The organism is Rossellomorea sp. NRS-1567, from assembly GCF_050467885.1.
GTDB lineage: Bacteria > Bacillota > Bacilli > Bacillales > Bacillaceae_B > Rossellomorea > Rossellomorea aquimaris_C.
Genome location: NZ_JBITPL010000016.1, coordinates 47758 through 62472 on the forward strand (window position 1 = coordinate 47758; position 14715 = coordinate 62472).

Here is a 14715-nt window from a genome sequence, read left to right on the forward strand (position 1 = left end):
CACATTTACGGTATTTTGTATACCTAATGGAATCACAAAAAAAATTAACCCTTTGCCTCTGCCGCCGCTCTTCTCTTCTTGACGTCCACCCCTTCCTGAGTCAGTTCAATATCCGCTTTAATATATAACTGACACGTGAGCCGGTAGTTTTCATTCAGCAATTCCCCCAGCATTTTATCCTCTTTCCAATTTGGTGGATCCAGGTTTTCACCACCGCTCAGTACTTTACATGTACACTTCGTACATTTCCCCATCCCGCATCCATATTTCAGTTTCGGAAACTGCTTTATTCCAGCCAGTACAACCAAATTAGCGCCATCTTTCACTTCCTGTTCAACGATTCCACCTTCAACATGCAGCCTGACATTTGGCATACAAACACTCCTTCACTGTGACATTTATCACAATTTTTAGAATTTTCTTAAGTATACATATGAATCTATAAAAATGTAAACCCTTTCGTAAGGTTTTCTCACAAAAAACGCGATTGGAAAAGACTGTAAGTTCTAGGGGATAAATATCGGTAAATTAGCGGCAAAACCATAAAAAATAAAAATTCTGAAAACTATATTGATTTAATCCGACTCTTCCTTTACACTGTAGACAAGAAGATTTGGTATACAAAATACAAAGTGTGCCAGATCCATTATGAAGGAGTGGGTTTTATTATGGAAAAGTATATTGTACTGACCAACAAGGATACCTTTCAGACTATACTAGAAAATGACGGATTCCAGCCTGTAGAAACGTATCATTTTTATTTCTTCGACAAATTGAAATCCTCCTATACCATTGCCAGAGTTCTGGATGACGATGCCAAGATTCAATTATATGAAAAGTATGAGGGTAAAGAGTATGTCAATCATATCCGGGTAAAGTTCTTTGAATCCTTCGAGACGATCGAAGGCGCACGTGAGGAGTTATATGAAATTGTGAAAGCTAATGGAAACAGTGAAGACTCGAAACATTCTAAGCTGGTCAAATCTGATGAATTAGCTGTTTAGTAAAACGGTATTAACCTCAATGTGCTCTTATACAGGCTTACTCAATCCTTTAGTTTGAAAAGGGTTAGGTAAGTCTGCTTTTTATGAAAGTGATGGTTGATTTCCGCCCCAACCAACTTTCTTTGTCTACGATTCACTATTACAAATAAACAATTCAAAATATAAACACCTTCGATTCTAGTATTTAGAAACATACTAAAATCGAAGGTGTTTTTTTGTTCTTATATAAGAATCTGCAAAATCATGAGGTACACCACGGTCAATGCCAGGAACGAAATCGTAAATATGAAATTCCAATTTGACACTTTGAAGGAGCTTGTCTTTACAATGGTCGACATTAGACCGATCGTTGCGTTATACGGTCCCATCAAGAAAGCGGACACTGCTCCTGCGAGCATGGAAACGGTCAGGATATAGGGTGAAACATCCAGGCTTTGGGGATCAAGGGTTCCAGCCAGTAAAGCAAGCGCCACTGCTGGATGAAGTCCGATAAACGCCAGTATCAAAGGAATCAGGGGGATTAACAGGACAAAGATTTCGATTCCGATTGTATCCTTGAAAGCGGTAATCCATTCATTCACCAGATGATCCGTATGGGAGAATTCAATCGCCGATATAAAGAAACCTGCAGACAGAAAGATGAAAAACTGATCTTTCATTTTCAGTAAATGGTGCTGATAATGATCCACCAGCCCATTTTTAAAACCCCCTGCTCTTCCCAACAATAGACACCATATGAAAGCAAATGGAATGACGAGCAGTGAGACGACGATCAAGAACGAAAGAGATAACCAATGCTCCAGGAATGAGATGACAATATTGAAGGCAAGTATCGCTATCAAAATGTGTGACAGCTTTCCCGCCCCTGCCTTTCCATCCATCCCCTCCATGGCTGCAGCCGTTTCTTTAGCGGCAGGGCTTGTACCATATGAAGGACGATTTCTCCTCTTTCTGAATCCACCCGTATACCAATCAAGCAGCAGCCCCATCACACTTAAAGGAAGGACATAAGGAAGCAGCCCGCCCCACTTCACCCCTGTCATATCAATCACAATCCCGACAATCGGGGTGACCGGGGCCCACATCAACGGCATGGAGAATCCGTGAGTGATGGCTCTGCTCATGAATCTTTCTTTATCTTCCAATGGGAAAGCATCCGCAGCCGGCCTGACAGAGAAATACGTCATCGGCAGCGTGGCCAGATTCATGAAAATACTAAAGAAATAAGAAATTCCGGACGTCAAACTGTATAAGCTTGTGGAAGACTTTACCCTTCTGGATATAAAGCCTTGAATATTCTCAGAATAGTTTCCGAGCTTGATAGGAAGTGCCAACAAAGGAACCAAAGCAAACAATGTCAGAAGGTTGAGCATCGGTCCGAATGAAAACAGAATATCTTTCCAACCGGCGTCACCCTTCATCATCATGATGAATCCCAATACAAGAAAAGCCCCCCCTATTACCCTCACAAACTTGTTTATTCTGAATAAAGTAATCATTACAATTAGGAAGCAAATCACAGAGATGATGGGAGAAATATTGAGACCACTGAAAAGTTCGTTGATCAAATAGAATAGGATGGAAACACCGGATAAGAGTTTTATCATCTAATCACCAATTCATAATTATTTCTGATTATTCTATATATTAAACCTCTTGAGAATGAAAATCAATTGTATGGTATACATTATTTCAGAAAAAACAGTGTTTTTTGATTAGGTTTACTGTTTCCTTTTCCAACATGTGTACCAGTGTCTTGTTGATAATTGGCTTATAATAGGGATTTAAAGCGGTTTTCGGAAATCCAGCTCTTTATTGTGGTATACCATAATGCGTTATTCGTCTATTATTCACGTTGATTACATCGAAAACAAGGTATTTGGTATACAATAATTGTTGACTTCCTAAAATATCCCGCTTATAATGAAGACATAAAGATTTATATAAAAATCTCCGGGAGGGGTCCATATGTTCCAACTATTATTTGGATCTAAACACGCTTTAGAAAAAGCAAACCGCAAATTTGCCAGACTAAAACGAACGTTAAAGTTTTAATGATATAACATTCTGTCCTATGTATTTCTCATTTGGGAGACAATTCAGTACCCGATCTAAGAGGTGGTCCAATAATAGGACCACCTCTTTTTTTGGGACACGGGGACAGGTCCCCTGTCCCAACACCATCCTTGAAGTGGGACACGGTGCCTGTCCCACTTCCCACCATCTGTTAAAATAGTAGAATAGAATTTGTACGTGGAGGTGAGGAGATGGATTATTCGGTTATTGGAAAGAAGATAAGAGAGTTGAGGAAAGTGGTGGGATTGACGCAGAGGGATCTGGCTGAAGGGATTTGCACGCAGGCACTCATCAGCCGGATTGAGAAGGGCGATATTTACCCCAGTGCCACGGCGTTATATCAGATTTCCTTGAAACTCGGAGTGGATGTGAACTACTTCTTTGAAATTGGGACCACTCCTCGCATCGATTATTTTAGAGAAGTAGAAAGGCAATTGAGAAGTCTTCGATTGACACGAAGATTTACTGAAATAATGGAAATGGTCAGAGCAGAATTAAAAAATCCATTTTTCTATAAAGATAACGAAAAGCTTCAGCTTCTTTACTGGCATAAAGCCATCTATCTATTTGAAATCGAGAAAGATCGAGAGACCGCATTCTCCTTATTGGAACAAGCGTAACAGCTGACAGCCCATCAAAAAAAAGCCGCAACTGAAAGAGAGATGGAAATCCTGATGACCTTCGGGACATGGGAAACACTCTCACACAACAATCAAAAGGCTCTCTACTATTATAAAAAGGGTAGTAGGAATCTTGAACCATACCGAACAGCTTCATGATAAGTCGATTAAAACCCGGTTATTTTATAATTTATCCCGGGTCCTGACACAATCAGGAGATTATGAAGAGTCCATTGACTATTGTCTCAGAGCCATTAAATGGTGTATCGATGAAGAACATCTGTGGGGGCTCGGGGAGCTGCATTATCATGTTGGCTACAATTATGAACTAGTCGGAGATTATAAAAAAGCACTTCCTTATGTAGATAAAGCCATCCTTATGTTTGAATTGAGAAATGACGATACTCATCTTGCGTTTCTTAAAAAGAGAAAAGAAGAGATTCTGGGACGGAGGGACAGGTCCCTTGTCCCGGAATCGTCTAAATAAAGACGAGGGATATATTTCCTCGTCTCTTTTATATTTGGGACAGAGTGCCTGTCCCCCGTCCCTACCTAGAAATACGATGCCATGAGGAGTTTGAGTTGGCTGTATTTGTGTCTGCTTAGGTTGATTATGGTTTGGCAGTTTTTAAGTTGGACGTTGTATGATTTCATGAAGGTGTCTTGTTCGATTGTTTCTATTTTATCGATAGGGACCAGATAGGATTGGTGAGTTCGATAAAATAGTTCTTCCTTGAGCATGTCTTCCAGTCGATTTAAGCTTTCACTGCAAACAATCACGGACTGATCATCAAGGTGGATAAGGGTCTTCTTTCCTTTTCTCTCGATATATAATATTAGGGATGTATCCACCAATCGCAATCTGCCCTGTTCTTTTACACCAATCTTTTTTCTTCTGGTGCGAGTAGTTTGAATTCTTTCAAGAGTTTGTTTAAAGCGCACCAGATTGATGGGTTTTATTAAAAAATCTTCGGGATAATATTTGTATCCCTGTAAAGCAAAATCAGGATTTGCACTCATAAAGATGATTTTAATCGATGGAGATTTATCCTTAATATATTGGGCAATATCAAATCCGTTGGCTACAGGCATATTAATATCCAACAGCACTACATTTACAGCCCCTTTTGTATCTATTAATGAGAAGAGGTCTGTTACTTCCGTTGTAGCAAGAACCAGATTTGTCCCGGGAAGTTTTTTGGTAATGTCCTTCACTTGATCCAATATTGTTACTTCATCATCAATCACAGCAATATTAAGGTGAATAAAAATCTACTCCTTTGACTGTTTTTCCGGCAGTTCAGGCTCATATGCAAACCAGAAACAACTGCTCAGTGAAGTGACAGAATTAAAAAATAATGCTGCAGTTGCAATAAGATAAGTAATGATTTTCATCTTAAATATCCTCCTTTATAAATCTTTTATATTTAAAATCCTCTCCATAGGAGAGAATTTTTTCCCATAGGAATGTTAATGTGAAACTTTGCAGGATTAAGGAAAGCCAGATACAGTACTTAAAGTCAGAAAGGTATGGCAGATAACCAGAAGCAAATAACATTCCAAATGTAAACAGGGACAAGTACTTTAACTTCCGCTTTTCCTTTGAATTGAACATGTCTTTTTTCTTATGCAGCACCGGTGCCTTGATAAACATGATCATCACAGAGATGAATAACAGAAACAGAAAAACAGGGGTGTATTGATTCAATACAGTTGTGTATTTTACCACCAAAGAAATACCAATGATTTGAAAAAGGCTGAGGAATAAACATTTAAAATAGCTCTTCGCATGGGCCCCTCCAGAAAACATTCTAAGGACTGCCCCGCTTATCAGAATGACGACTGCTTCTGTAACGACCCCAAGGGGGATAGCCACCATTAATGTCAGGATGACCTGGATCAATCCGGAAATCATCCATTCCAGCCCATACCTTATTTCGTCCTTTTTCTTGTTCAAATCAGGATTATAAATAATGATTGTGTTCGCAATAGTCATTGAAATCGTATTAGGTGTAAGAATTCGCATGTTTTCCTCCACACGGGATTTTCACTACAAAGGTAACGGAATGATCTAACAACTCCGGATATAGGTATCCTTTATATTTCTCCACAAGGGACTGAACAATCGCCAGGCCTTGCCCCTGATTTCCGTTTCCCTTTTTTGTAGAGAATCCTGCTTTGAAAATGTCGCTGATATTTTTTTCAATTTCATCGATCCTTGTGAAATTACTGACTTCAAAGAAATACTCATTGTTGTCTTTCCCAATCGCAACCGTAATTTGCCTCTTGGACTCTTCTTCTATCTCTACCGCTTCAATTGAATTAAGGATGAGGTTGCCAAGTATTTTGTTTAGTTCATATACCCTGCAAGGAATATCTTTCAAGTTATCGCAAATGGTGTAATGGATGAGGATGTTCTTCTTAAAGGCGAGTTCTTTATAGGAAAGCAACATGCCGGCTACAGCATCAGAGGTAAGCGGCAATACATCACTTACACTCGAAGCCTCATCCAATACCTCATCTAAATACTCCTTACACTCTTCATAGTGACCATGATCCAGCATCTTCTTTGCAGCTAATAAATGGTGGACAAAGTCATGCCTTTGAAGCTTAACATTGCTAATGTATTGGCTGAGGTCTTCCTCATATTGATGATTTAAATGAATGGACAATGATTCCAGATTACTATTCAACAAGTATCGTATGACATAAAACGTCAAGATGGTGATGATGACTAAAAACACTGCTGATAGTAAGGTAAAAGCCGGGCTGGAATGATGATTGAAAATAATGGCATAGTAGAGAAACAGCATGGCAAACAAAAAAAATAGAATCGAGTAAAATTTGGTATTGCTCCCTTTCATCCCAAGGCTGCCTTCACTCGTATGGATATGTAAGTTGCATTTTTTAATAAGTAAATAGATTAAGAGCATGATGAGCATATGCGGGATGGCTACTGCCAATGCCGGCATATCTTTAATGGTTAAATGAAAGATCGATTGAAAAGGATACAAAAATAGATAGCTGACAAATTCTGAAAGAAGCAAAAGGATTGCCCCTGCCACTATAGCCAGCAAAGAAAGTTTAACGCTTACACGAACAATGAATGTAAGAAGGATACCAATCGAAATAATCAAAATGAATAAATAGATGTATGGCGGGACACTGCCTTTCAGCATAGTCAAAATGACACTTCCATAAAAACTTACAAAAAGCAAAGGATATACTTTTCCTCTGACGGCGATACCCATTAAAGTATATCCCACTAATATGATTAAGAAGGTTTCGATCATCCCGCCTAATAAGGTGATGAGTAAGTTCAAAACATATCCTCCTTTATCCTCATTAAATTTACCATAATTTCTAATTTATAGTAACACAATAATCCGTAAACAATTTCACTTTTTTTACAAAAAAGGACAAAATAAGAACAAAACTGCACCTGATTTATTGTGATTTGGACCAACTGATTGAAGTGTACATTTTCTCAAACCAACTTCTGGTAACATTTTAACTATAAAGGAACAGGGGGGGAATGAGAGTTGAAAAGTCAGAAGTGTACACTATTAAATGCAATCGAAACAACAATTATTCAAATGATTGCCAATGAAATGCCTAATAAAGAAATTGCATCGGAATTAAATTATTCGCAGCGGATGGTAGAATATCATATAAATAAAATCTCAAAGAAGCTCGATGTACAAACCAGAGTTGGGATCATAGTAAAAGCATATAAAAACAAAATCATTACATAGGGACAGGGGACAGGCACACAAACGAAAAAGACGAGGGGACTAATCCCCTCATCTCTACTTAGATTCCGGGACAAGGGACCTGTCCCCACGTCCCCCCCCCAAAAAAAGAACACACCTTTCATTGAAAGGTGTGTTCTTTTTTGATCAGAAACTGGAAACCCGCGCCCCGGATTCGTTTTGCAAGAATATATCTTCTAAAGATGGTTCATCTACATTGATTCTGTATAAATCAATATTTTGCTTTGTGAATGCCCGGACGATTTGTGGAATTTTCTTTTCTGATTCGATTACAAGGGATGTGACATTTCCTCTTGTCTCGATCTCTTTTCCAACTGTTTCAAGGTATTGATTGATGAGATGAGGGTTTCCGTTTTCCAGGGAAGAATGCTTGATCTCCACCTGGATGGAGGAAGAATAATGGGCCCTTAATTCCTCTAATGTTCCTTCATTGATAATTTTGCCATCCTTCATGATAGCTATGCGGGTACAAATTTTTTCAACCTCATTTAAGTTGTGGGAGGTCATGAAGATGGTTTTTCCTTCTCTCTTCAAATCCAATATCAGCTGCTGGATGCTAAGTCCCGATTCAGCATCAACACCTGAAGTAGGTTCATCCAAAAAAACCAGATCGGGGTCATGAACAATCGCCTGAGCAATCCCTAATTTTTTCTTCATACCGAAAGAAAATTTTCCGGCCTTTACGTTTGCATGTTCTAAAATCCCTACTCGATCCAGAACCTCTTTCCCTTGTGCCGATGAGATTTTTTTGCCGTTAATGCTGGCAAAATATTTTATATGGCCAAGAGCCGTTAAGGAATCATAAAAGGTTGAGTAATCTGGTAAAACCCCGATTCGGCTGTATACGTTCTCAAGCTTTGTTTCACCCAGCAGCTTGAATTCCCCTGAAGTGGGTTTTATCACCCCGGTGATCATATTGATAAAGGTGGATTTTCCGGCGCCATTCCTTCCCAGGAACCCGTATATCTCCCCTTTTTCCACATGTAAACTTACATCACTGACTACCTTTTTGGAACCAAATTGTTTCGTGAGTCCGTTTGCCTCTATCACATTCATTATAAATCTCTCCTCTTGAAGATCTCTCTTGCAACGATGAATAGTAATACCGCATAAATGAGATTGATTAAGATATAGTAACTTCCGAGCGTTGAATAATAATAGGGGGTTAAATACTTAAACCAGTTCGTATAAATGCTATCGGCATAGATCGCCCAAAAACTGAGCGCAGGGAACACAAGAGCGAATACGATGCCGAAAAACATCGAGACAGCAGGCTTCGGCATCACAATGGAAAAGATAAGATTCAATGCCAGGGCGACCGAAAGAAACAACATGCAATCCACAACACCAAGCCATAGAAATTCTTTCGAAACAAACGTTACCAACAGATAAGAAACCGTTATGCAAAAGAACCAGAAAAACCAGCCCCCCAGATATTTTCCCAATAAAATCTTCGTTCGGGTGGTCTTCGTCACTAAAAATCTCATCGTGCGGCTGCTGATTTCCCGGTTCATCAGATCATGAGACAGGCCTGCTATAAATAAAAACCCTAATCCAAATACGATCATCAGGGTTCCGATCGCAAATCCATCCTTACTCCCACCTAAATCCAACTGATCTGCAACCGTAGTCATGAAATCTGCCAATAAATAACTTATCCCAAAGATGATTGCGATGACGATGATCGATTTAACACTTTTAAAATGTCCTTTAAATTCATTCATGCATATTGCCCACATTCATTACCACTCCTTTCTAAAAATAGTATACTATTGGTAAATTAAGATAAGTTTAACTCATCCTTAACATTACCTTAAAAAGGAGCCGAGAAATGGAAAAAGGAAAAATACTGATTGTAGACGATGAAGTGGAAATTCTAAAAATGATAAAGCTGGTGTTACAGAAAGAAGGTTTCCAGTCTGTGGAAACATGCACAACCGGCGAGGAGGCAATCAAATTAATCGAAGGCAATCGGTATGATTTGATCCTTTTAGATGTGATGCTCCCTGATATGCATGGATATGATATTTGTTCAACGATCAGAAAGAAATCCAACGCTCCGATCTTTTTTATTTCTGCCCGGAATTCTGATCTGGATAAATTGACCGGGTTCACCCATGGCGGAGATGACTATATCACCAAACCGTTCAACCCTCTTGAAGTGGCCGCACGAGTAAAGGTCCAAATGAAACGGTATCTTGCCTCTCAAGGAGAGAAGGAAGAAGGAGAAATCCTGGACTTCGGTCATTTTAAACTGAATACGAAATCGGCAGAGTTATGGGTTGAGGATCGCCTGGTCCCTTGTTCCGCTCAAGTATACAATCTCCTGCTTTTTTTCTGTAAAAATTCTGACAGGATCTTTTCAAAAGAGCAGCTCTATCATCAAGTATGGAAAGATCATTTACTGATGGACGATAACACCGTCATGGTCCATATAAGAAAAATCCGCGAAAAAATCGAGAAAAACCCCAGTAAGCCAACTTTTTTACAAACTGTCAGGGGGCTGGGATATAAGCTGGTAAGCGGAAAGAGCCGGACACTATGAATCTACGAAAAAAACTGACTATGCACTTTTTATCTCACTTCATTTTCTTGTTAGTTGTCATCATTGGGCTGATCATCATAGCTCTTGTCTCACTGTCTTTCATTATCTCTCAATCCGAGATGAAATCAGACTTCTCAAGAACTTCCAAGGAGTACATGGAACACGCCATAGAGATTAAGGGGCAAGAGGTGAACATCAATCAAGATGTGAAAGATTCTGTCAAAAAGAATGAAGGATGGCTGCAAGTCGTGAATCGGGATGGCAGCGTAATCGGCCAATACAATACTCCATCAGAATTGCCTGATTCCTATACCTTTATGGATATACTCTCTTTAGAGAACCGAATGTACAGAATGAAATATTGGGAAATCCCAAACGGCCGCGTCGTCGTTTATGGTGAAAAGGTAAGAAGCATTGAAATAAAAAACGATCTGACAACCATGGACGGGTTTCCTGAAATCAGCAAGGAAGTTCAGGATTATTTAGTTCAAAACGATGCCTGGATACAGATCTATAACTCTGAGGGAGAGATGATCAGGGATTATTTCGCACCTGAGACGTTACACTATTCCGCTAACGAACTATTGGAGATCAAGGAAGAACCGTGGAATTCGAAGTATGACCTTTCGTTATACCGTCCTGACAGCAGCACTCTTTTATATGTAATTGGTACGGAGAATACATACTACAGCCCTGATGCGATCACGGATGGAATGATCAACCGTTCGTTTATCAAAGGCTTCTTGATCGTTTCTACCATTCTTGGCATATTGATCACAGTACTTGGGCTATGGTACGGAAAGAAATTCGGGGTTCCTTTGTTGTATATGATGAAGTGGATCAACGATATGTCTGAAGGGAAATATGTCAGCCCTCTAAATAAAAAAGGAGTAAGCCCTTTACTAAATAAAGCAGGAATGCTGCATAAACGATACGCTTTCTTTAAGGATGTCGTTCATTCTTTGGAAAAGCTCACATCCACCTTGAAGAAAAATGAACAAATCCAGCAAAAAATGGACCAAACAAGAGAAGAATGGATTACGGGTCTTTCCCATGATTTAAAGACTCCCATCAGTTCAATCTATGGGTACTCCACCCTCCTCGCTTCTGATTCTTATACTTGGAGTCAAAGCGAGATGAATGAATTTGGGCAGATCATACAAGACAAATCCAACTATATGAGTGAATTAATTGAAGATCTGAATCTGACGTATCGACTGAAGAATGATGCCCTCCCCCTCCATAAAGAGAGAATCGATGTCGTTTCATTTTTACAAAAGTGGATGCCCCAGTATCAGTCCCCTGATAAACCGATTCTTCTCGAGACAGCACATCAGGCTGTGTACCTCGGTGTGGATCCAAAATGGTTTACGAGAATCATGAATAACTTAGTGGTCAATGCCATAAAGCACAACCCCATCGGGACGATCATTAAAATAGGGGTACTGAAGTCAGAGGACTCCATCATCATAAGTGTGGAAGACAACGGCACAGGGATCGATTCTGAAAGCATACAAAATCTGTTCAATCGATATTACCGGGGCGGCAATACCAAAGACAGCGATAACGGCTCCGGACTGGGGATGGCCATTGCCCATCAGCTCGTGTCAGCACATGACGGAATAGTCGAAGTAACAAGTAAGCTGAACAGCGGAACAACAATCCGATTGATTTTTCCTCATGAACAAAATAGGAAAAATGCCTAAGTTCATTTAAAGTGCTTCAAGCCTTATAGGGCGTAGAATTCTTAGTGAAATCCCTTCAGAACAAGGTTTGCGGAAATACGCAACAATTGTCAAAATCTATTGAATATAGCAATAACTGGAACTATGATGAAGTTAACCAAAGGCCTTTGGAAAACTTTTTATTCAATGGAGGAATTTAACAATGTTTTCAGCAATCTATAACGCACTTAAAGCACTAGTAAGTAGAATCCCTTGGGATAAAGTAGCATCATTCTTAAAATGGGCATACAATTTAGCAACTGCAGCTGCAGGTAAGACGTATGCACAAGCTATGAAAATCTTAAACTATATCAAAGCGAACCCTGGAAAGATTGTTGACTGGTTCCTTAAAGGATATTCCGTTTACGATATCATTCGAATTATTCTTGGATAATATCATTCCCCAATAAACATAGATTAGGGAATACCAGCGAAAATGATTCTTTCGTCTGGTATTCTCTTCCTTGTTGAAAGAGAATATACAATGCTATGATTAACTCGAACGACTAATATCTTACAGTTTTGCATATAAAGGGGAATGACGATATTGAAAATCTTACATATGGAAGATGTGAAGAAGTACTATGATGGAGAGTGCGTCTTATCAATAGACTCCCTTTCGATAAACAAAGGAACGATATGCGGATATTTAGGAAAGAACGGTGCAGGCAAGTCGACAACCATCAAAATCATAATGGGAATCCTGACACCTGATGACGGAGACGTATATTTCCAAAATGAACGGATTGATTATAAAAACCCCCATCACAAAAAATACATAGGCTACTGCCCGGATTATCCAGCCATTTTCGAGAAACTTTCGGTAACGGAACATTTACATTTCATATCCTTTTTATATGGTGAGACAGATACTCAACAAATAGAAAAAACCATAAACAGATTTTTAGAGCATTTCGAAGTCGAGAAATATAGACATACATTAATCAAAAACCTTTCAAGAGGGAACAAACAAAAAATATCCATCATCTCATCCGTTATGCACAATCCTTCATTATTGATATACGATGAGCCTACTCTTGGGTTGGACCCGCTGAGTATCAAACAATTTAAGTCCTTTTTGAAAGAATACACCCGAAATGGTGGGACCGTATTCTTATCCTCCCATTCATTAAATATCATAGAAGAAATAGCCGATAGTGTAACAATCATTAATAATGGATCCATCGTAAAGAAGAATATATCTGTCAATCAGCTTCGCGGAAGTTTAACAAGTGTAGAAGATTACCTTATCTCTGTGGTAGAAGGACGGGAATGATCGAGATGAACTTCATCAAGTACTTAACGTTCAAGTATAAACTCACAAGACATAAATCAAACAGATCAAAAAGAGATGTCCTGACAGAATGGATCGGCATTTTCATTCTTTCCTTGTCAGTGACGGCAGTGCTTTATTTCATTATCAATGCTTTGTCTGAGAATATACAGGGCAATATGAATACATACATAGTAGGTCTATTTGCATTTCTGTGCCTAATCTCCATCTCGTCCGCTACTAAAGCGTTTTATAAAGAGTACTTTCTCTCCCCTGAACGTGAGATATTACTTGTTGCACCGATTAAGAACTCGCAAATCATCTTGGCGCGTTTTTTTATAGTAGCCATAGAAGTCCTGCTGATCAATGCAGCTTTCCTATTTCCTTTCATACTGGCAAATTACTTCGCTGGAAATATAGCGATTGAAATCGTACTGATGACAATTCCCCAAATCATAGCAGGATCGATCTTCTTCAGTGCCCTGGCACATGTGCTATATACATCGGCTTTCCTTATTTCGAAAGGGAAAGGATTAAAGGCAGTTGCCTTTTCAATCATGACATTGGCTTCTGTAGGGGTCATTGCAGTCATCGTATACGCAAGCAACTACAAGCAGTATTTACTTCATCAAGATGAGTGGCTGAATAAGATTTTTTATCTCCTGCTTCAATATCCGGAGTATCTGCTGGAAAACTCGATTGAGCTAAAGTCAGTGGCGATCTTTACACTGCTCATAATACTATACGCATCATTTACGATACCACTTGTCTATTTCCTGACAGACCATTGCTATAAAAAGGGGCTGTTGACCATTTCCCTAAGGGACCTGGATCAGTCATTTTATTCGAACAAAGCATCCACTTTCATTCATAGGTACATCCAGGATCACTTTATCAAAAAGGATTTATTGTATGTATTAAGAACACCCAAGCTGTTTTCAGTGTACGTCTCACCTTTACTTTTTACGAGTGTCATTGAATTCAAAAATCAATTTGCTTCTTCCGGGATCACTCTGACCATCTTAATCAATATTTTTGCCCTTTTCATCACGACCGTAACACTTAATATCCTATTATCGGATGATAAAAACCTTCAGGACCTTTTATTCAGTATCCCTTTTAATTACCACCATTTATATAAAATGAGAAGCCGTTTAGTACATATCATCTCCTTCTTACTAGCAGGATCTTACTTGCTTATCGTCATGATATTGGAGAAGGTAGAACTACCGTTTATCATCTATGGACTAGTGCAATTATTCATCCTGACCTTCATATCATCCAAAGTATTCTTATCGAGAATCATGAAAAGAAATACGAAGAAATATAACGGCTATAAATATAATGGAGAAATAGTGAAGCCGCTCTTTTATTATCTGTTTGTATGGAACATTCCACTGCTGATTGTATTCAGTATATTGTATGAGTACTATAGAAGAATCATAGAAAACCATTCATTATCCGTTCAGGCTGCTATCATTCTAACTATAACCATCGTAGTCATCATTGGAATGTTATATAAAAGCAATAAAACAACAATCAAACCAGAGGTGAACAAGTTATGGCAAGCGTAGAAAAGAAAGAAAACAAAACATTCTTCCAACGATTAAGTTTCGGATTCACCATTTTTTGCGTCATATTCCTCATTATGAGATTCACGGGGTTATTGGACCCCGTTATTGAGTTTTTTAAAGGATAAA

17 protein-coding genes are annotated in these 14715 nt (G+C 38.9%); 9 read left to right on the plus strand and 8 right to left on the minus strand.

Going from position 1 to position 14715, the window contains the following annotated elements:
- Window positions 1-44: 44 nt before the first annotated feature.
- Window positions 45-374: a 2Fe-2S iron-sulfur cluster-binding protein gene (locus ACIFOD_RS11645; protein WP_430314758.1), complete on the minus strand. Its 330-nt coding sequence runs from the start codon at window positions 372-374 to the stop codon at window positions 45-47.
- A gap of 294 nt (window positions 375-668) precedes the next feature.
- On the opposite strand from ACIFOD_RS11645, the gene ACIFOD_RS11650 reads away from it, so the two are divergent.
- Entirely contained in the window at window positions 669-1004 is a 336-nt protein-coding gene (locus tag ACIFOD_RS11650) for a hypothetical protein (protein WP_341357063.1), read from the plus strand.
- A gap of 221 nt (window positions 1005-1225) precedes the next feature.
- On the opposite strand, the gene ACIFOD_RS11655 is transcribed toward ACIFOD_RS11650, so the two are convergent.
- Window positions 1226-2611, minus strand: coding sequence for a hypothetical protein (locus ACIFOD_RS11655; protein ID WP_430314760.1), 1386 nt, complete (start codon window positions 2609-2611; stop codon window positions 1226-1228).
- 660 nt (window positions 2612-3271) lie between these two features.
- On the opposite strand from ACIFOD_RS11655, the gene ACIFOD_RS11660 reads away from it, so the two are divergent.
- Together ACIFOD_RS11660 and ACIFOD_RS11665 are read left to right on the plus strand one after the other, a co-directional pair.
- Window positions 3272-3700 carry a helix-turn-helix domain-containing protein gene (locus ACIFOD_RS11660; protein WP_430314762.1) on the plus strand — a complete coding sequence of 143 codons (429 nt, stop codon included), beginning with the start codon at window positions 3272-3274 and terminating at the stop codon, window positions 3698-3700.
- 133 nt (window positions 3701-3833) lie between these two features.
- On the plus strand, window positions 3834-4187 hold the full coding sequence (locus ACIFOD_RS11665; RefSeq protein WP_430314763.1) for a hypothetical protein: 354 nt from the start codon (window positions 3834-3836) through the stop codon (window positions 4185-4187).
- A gap of 65 nt (window positions 4188-4252) precedes the next feature.
- Here ACIFOD_RS11665 and ACIFOD_RS11670 read toward each other — a convergent pair whose 3' ends face one another.
- Genes ACIFOD_RS11670 through ACIFOD_RS11685 form a run of 4 tightly spaced genes read right to left on the minus strand, consistent with a single transcriptional unit; the run spans window position 4253 to window position 7023 of the window.
- A complete protein-coding gene (locus ACIFOD_RS11670; protein WP_430314765.1) occupies window positions 4253-4948 on the minus strand; it encodes a LytR/AlgR family response regulator transcription factor in 696 nt (231 codons plus the stop codon).
- A gap of 24 nt (window positions 4949-4972) precedes the next feature.
- Window positions 4973-5095 (minus strand): cyclic lactone autoinducer peptide, encoded by a 123-nt coding sequence (locus tag ACIFOD_RS11675; protein ID WP_430314766.1) that lies wholly within the window; start codon window positions 5093-5095, stop codon window positions 4973-4975.
- A 1-nt stretch (window position 5096) separates the two neighbouring features.
- Window positions 5097-5696, minus strand: coding sequence for an accessory gene regulator ArgB-like protein (locus tag ACIFOD_RS11680; RefSeq protein WP_430314768.1), 600 nt, complete (start codon window positions 5694-5696; stop codon window positions 5097-5099).
- A 10-nt stretch (window positions 5697-5706) separates the two neighbouring features.
- Entirely contained in the window at window positions 5707-7023 is a 1317-nt protein-coding gene (locus ACIFOD_RS11685; protein WP_430314769.1) for a sensor histidine kinase, read from the minus strand.
- Between the two features lie 219 nt (window positions 7024-7242).
- Between ACIFOD_RS11685 and ACIFOD_RS11690 the strand changes: the two genes are divergently transcribed.
- On the plus strand, window positions 7243-7455 hold the full coding sequence (locus ACIFOD_RS11690) for a response regulator transcription factor (protein WP_430314770.1): 213 nt from the start codon (window positions 7243-7245) through the stop codon (window positions 7453-7455).
- A gap of 144 nt (window positions 7456-7599) precedes the next feature.
- On the opposite strand, the gene ACIFOD_RS11695 is transcribed toward ACIFOD_RS11690, so the two are convergent.
- Window positions 7600-8529 carry an ATP-binding cassette domain-containing protein gene (locus ACIFOD_RS11695; RefSeq protein WP_430314772.1) on the minus strand — a complete coding sequence of 310 codons (930 nt, stop codon included), beginning with the start codon at window positions 8527-8529 and terminating at the stop codon, window positions 7600-7602.
- The gene (locus ACIFOD_RS11700) at window positions 8529-9197 is read right to left on the minus strand and encodes a hypothetical protein (protein ID WP_430314773.1); all 669 of its coding nucleotides are present in this window, start codon (window positions 9195-9197) and stop codon (window positions 8529-8531) included. The genes ACIFOD_RS11695 and ACIFOD_RS11700 overlap by 1 nt, the downstream gene beginning before the upstream one ends.
- Before the next feature lie 107 nt (window positions 9198-9304).
- Between ACIFOD_RS11700 and ACIFOD_RS11705 the strand changes: the two genes are divergently transcribed.
- The 5 genes from ACIFOD_RS11705 to ACIFOD_RS11725 all read left to right on the plus strand — a co-directional run bounded on the left by ACIFOD_RS11705 (window position 9305) and on the right by ACIFOD_RS11725 (window position 14589).
- A complete protein-coding gene (locus ACIFOD_RS11705; protein ID WP_430314775.1) occupies window positions 9305-10018 on the plus strand; it encodes a response regulator transcription factor in 714 nt (237 codons plus the stop codon).
- On the plus strand, window positions 10015-11724 hold the full coding sequence (locus ACIFOD_RS11710) for a sensor histidine kinase (protein ID WP_430314777.1): 1710 nt from the start codon (window positions 10015-10017) through the stop codon (window positions 11722-11724). The genes ACIFOD_RS11705 and ACIFOD_RS11710 overlap by 4 nt, the downstream gene beginning before the upstream one ends.
- A gap of 181 nt (window positions 11725-11905) precedes the next feature.
- Complete coding sequence (locus ACIFOD_RS11715; protein WP_430314779.1) at window positions 11906-12136, plus strand: AMEP412 family response elicitor; 231 nt, start codon at window positions 11906-11908, stop codon at window positions 12134-12136.
- Window positions 12137-12289: 153 nt separating this feature from the next.
- A complete protein-coding gene (locus ACIFOD_RS11720; protein WP_430314780.1) occupies window positions 12290-13018 on the plus strand; it encodes an ABC transporter ATP-binding protein in 729 nt (242 codons plus the stop codon).
- Entirely contained in the window at window positions 13015-14589 is a 1575-nt protein-coding gene (locus tag ACIFOD_RS11725) for an elicitor-associated permease-like protein (protein WP_430314782.1), read from the plus strand. Before ACIFOD_RS11720 ends, ACIFOD_RS11725 begins: the two co-directional genes overlap by 4 nt.
- Window positions 14590-14715: the final 126 nt, after the last annotated feature.

What these genes read in the sequence shown, in the direction of transcription:
- ACIFOD_RS11645 (WP_430314758.1), bottom strand. Translation starts at nt 374, where the DNA reads ATGCCAAATGTCAGGCTGCATGTTGAAGGTGGAATCGTTGAACAGGAA.
- ACIFOD_RS11650 (WP_341357063.1), top strand. Translation starts at nt 669, where the DNA reads ATGGAAAAGTATATTGTACTGACCAACAAGGATACCTTTCAGACTATA.
- ACIFOD_RS11655 (WP_430314760.1), bottom strand. Translation starts at nt 2,611, where the DNA reads ATGATAAAACTCTTATCCGGTGTTTCCATCCTATTCTATTTGATCAAC.
- ACIFOD_RS11660 (WP_430314762.1), top strand. Translation starts at nt 3,272, where the DNA reads ATGGATTATTCGGTTATTGGAAAGAAGATAAGAGAGTTGAGGAAAGTG.
- ACIFOD_RS11675 (WP_430314766.1), bottom strand. Translation starts at nt 5,095, where the DNA reads ATGAAAATCATTACTTATCTTATTGCAACTGCAGCATTATTTTTTAAT.
- ACIFOD_RS11680 (WP_430314768.1), bottom strand. Translation starts at nt 5,696, where the DNA reads ATGACTATTGCGAACACAATCATTATTTATAATCCTGATTTGAACAAG.
- ACIFOD_RS11695 (WP_430314772.1), bottom strand. Translation starts at nt 8,529, where the DNA reads ATGAATGTGATAGAGGCAAACGGACTCACGAAACAATTTGGTTCCAAA.
- ACIFOD_RS11700 (WP_430314773.1), bottom strand. Translation starts at nt 9,197, where the DNA reads ATGAATGAATTTAAAGGACATTTTAAAAGTGTTAAATCGATCATCGTC.
- ACIFOD_RS11705 (WP_430314775.1), top strand. Translation starts at nt 9,305, where the DNA reads ATGGAAAAAGGAAAAATACTGATTGTAGACGATGAAGTGGAAATTCTA.
- ACIFOD_RS11710 (WP_430314777.1), top strand. Translation starts at nt 10,015, where the DNA reads ATGAATCTACGAAAAAAACTGACTATGCACTTTTTATCTCACTTCATT.
- ACIFOD_RS11715 (WP_430314779.1), top strand. Translation starts at nt 11,906, where the DNA reads ATGTTTTCAGCAATCTATAACGCACTTAAAGCACTAGTAAGTAGAATC.
- ACIFOD_RS11725 (WP_430314782.1), top strand. Translation starts at nt 13,015, where the DNA reads ATGATCGAGATGAACTTCATCAAGTACTTAACGTTCAAGTATAAACTC.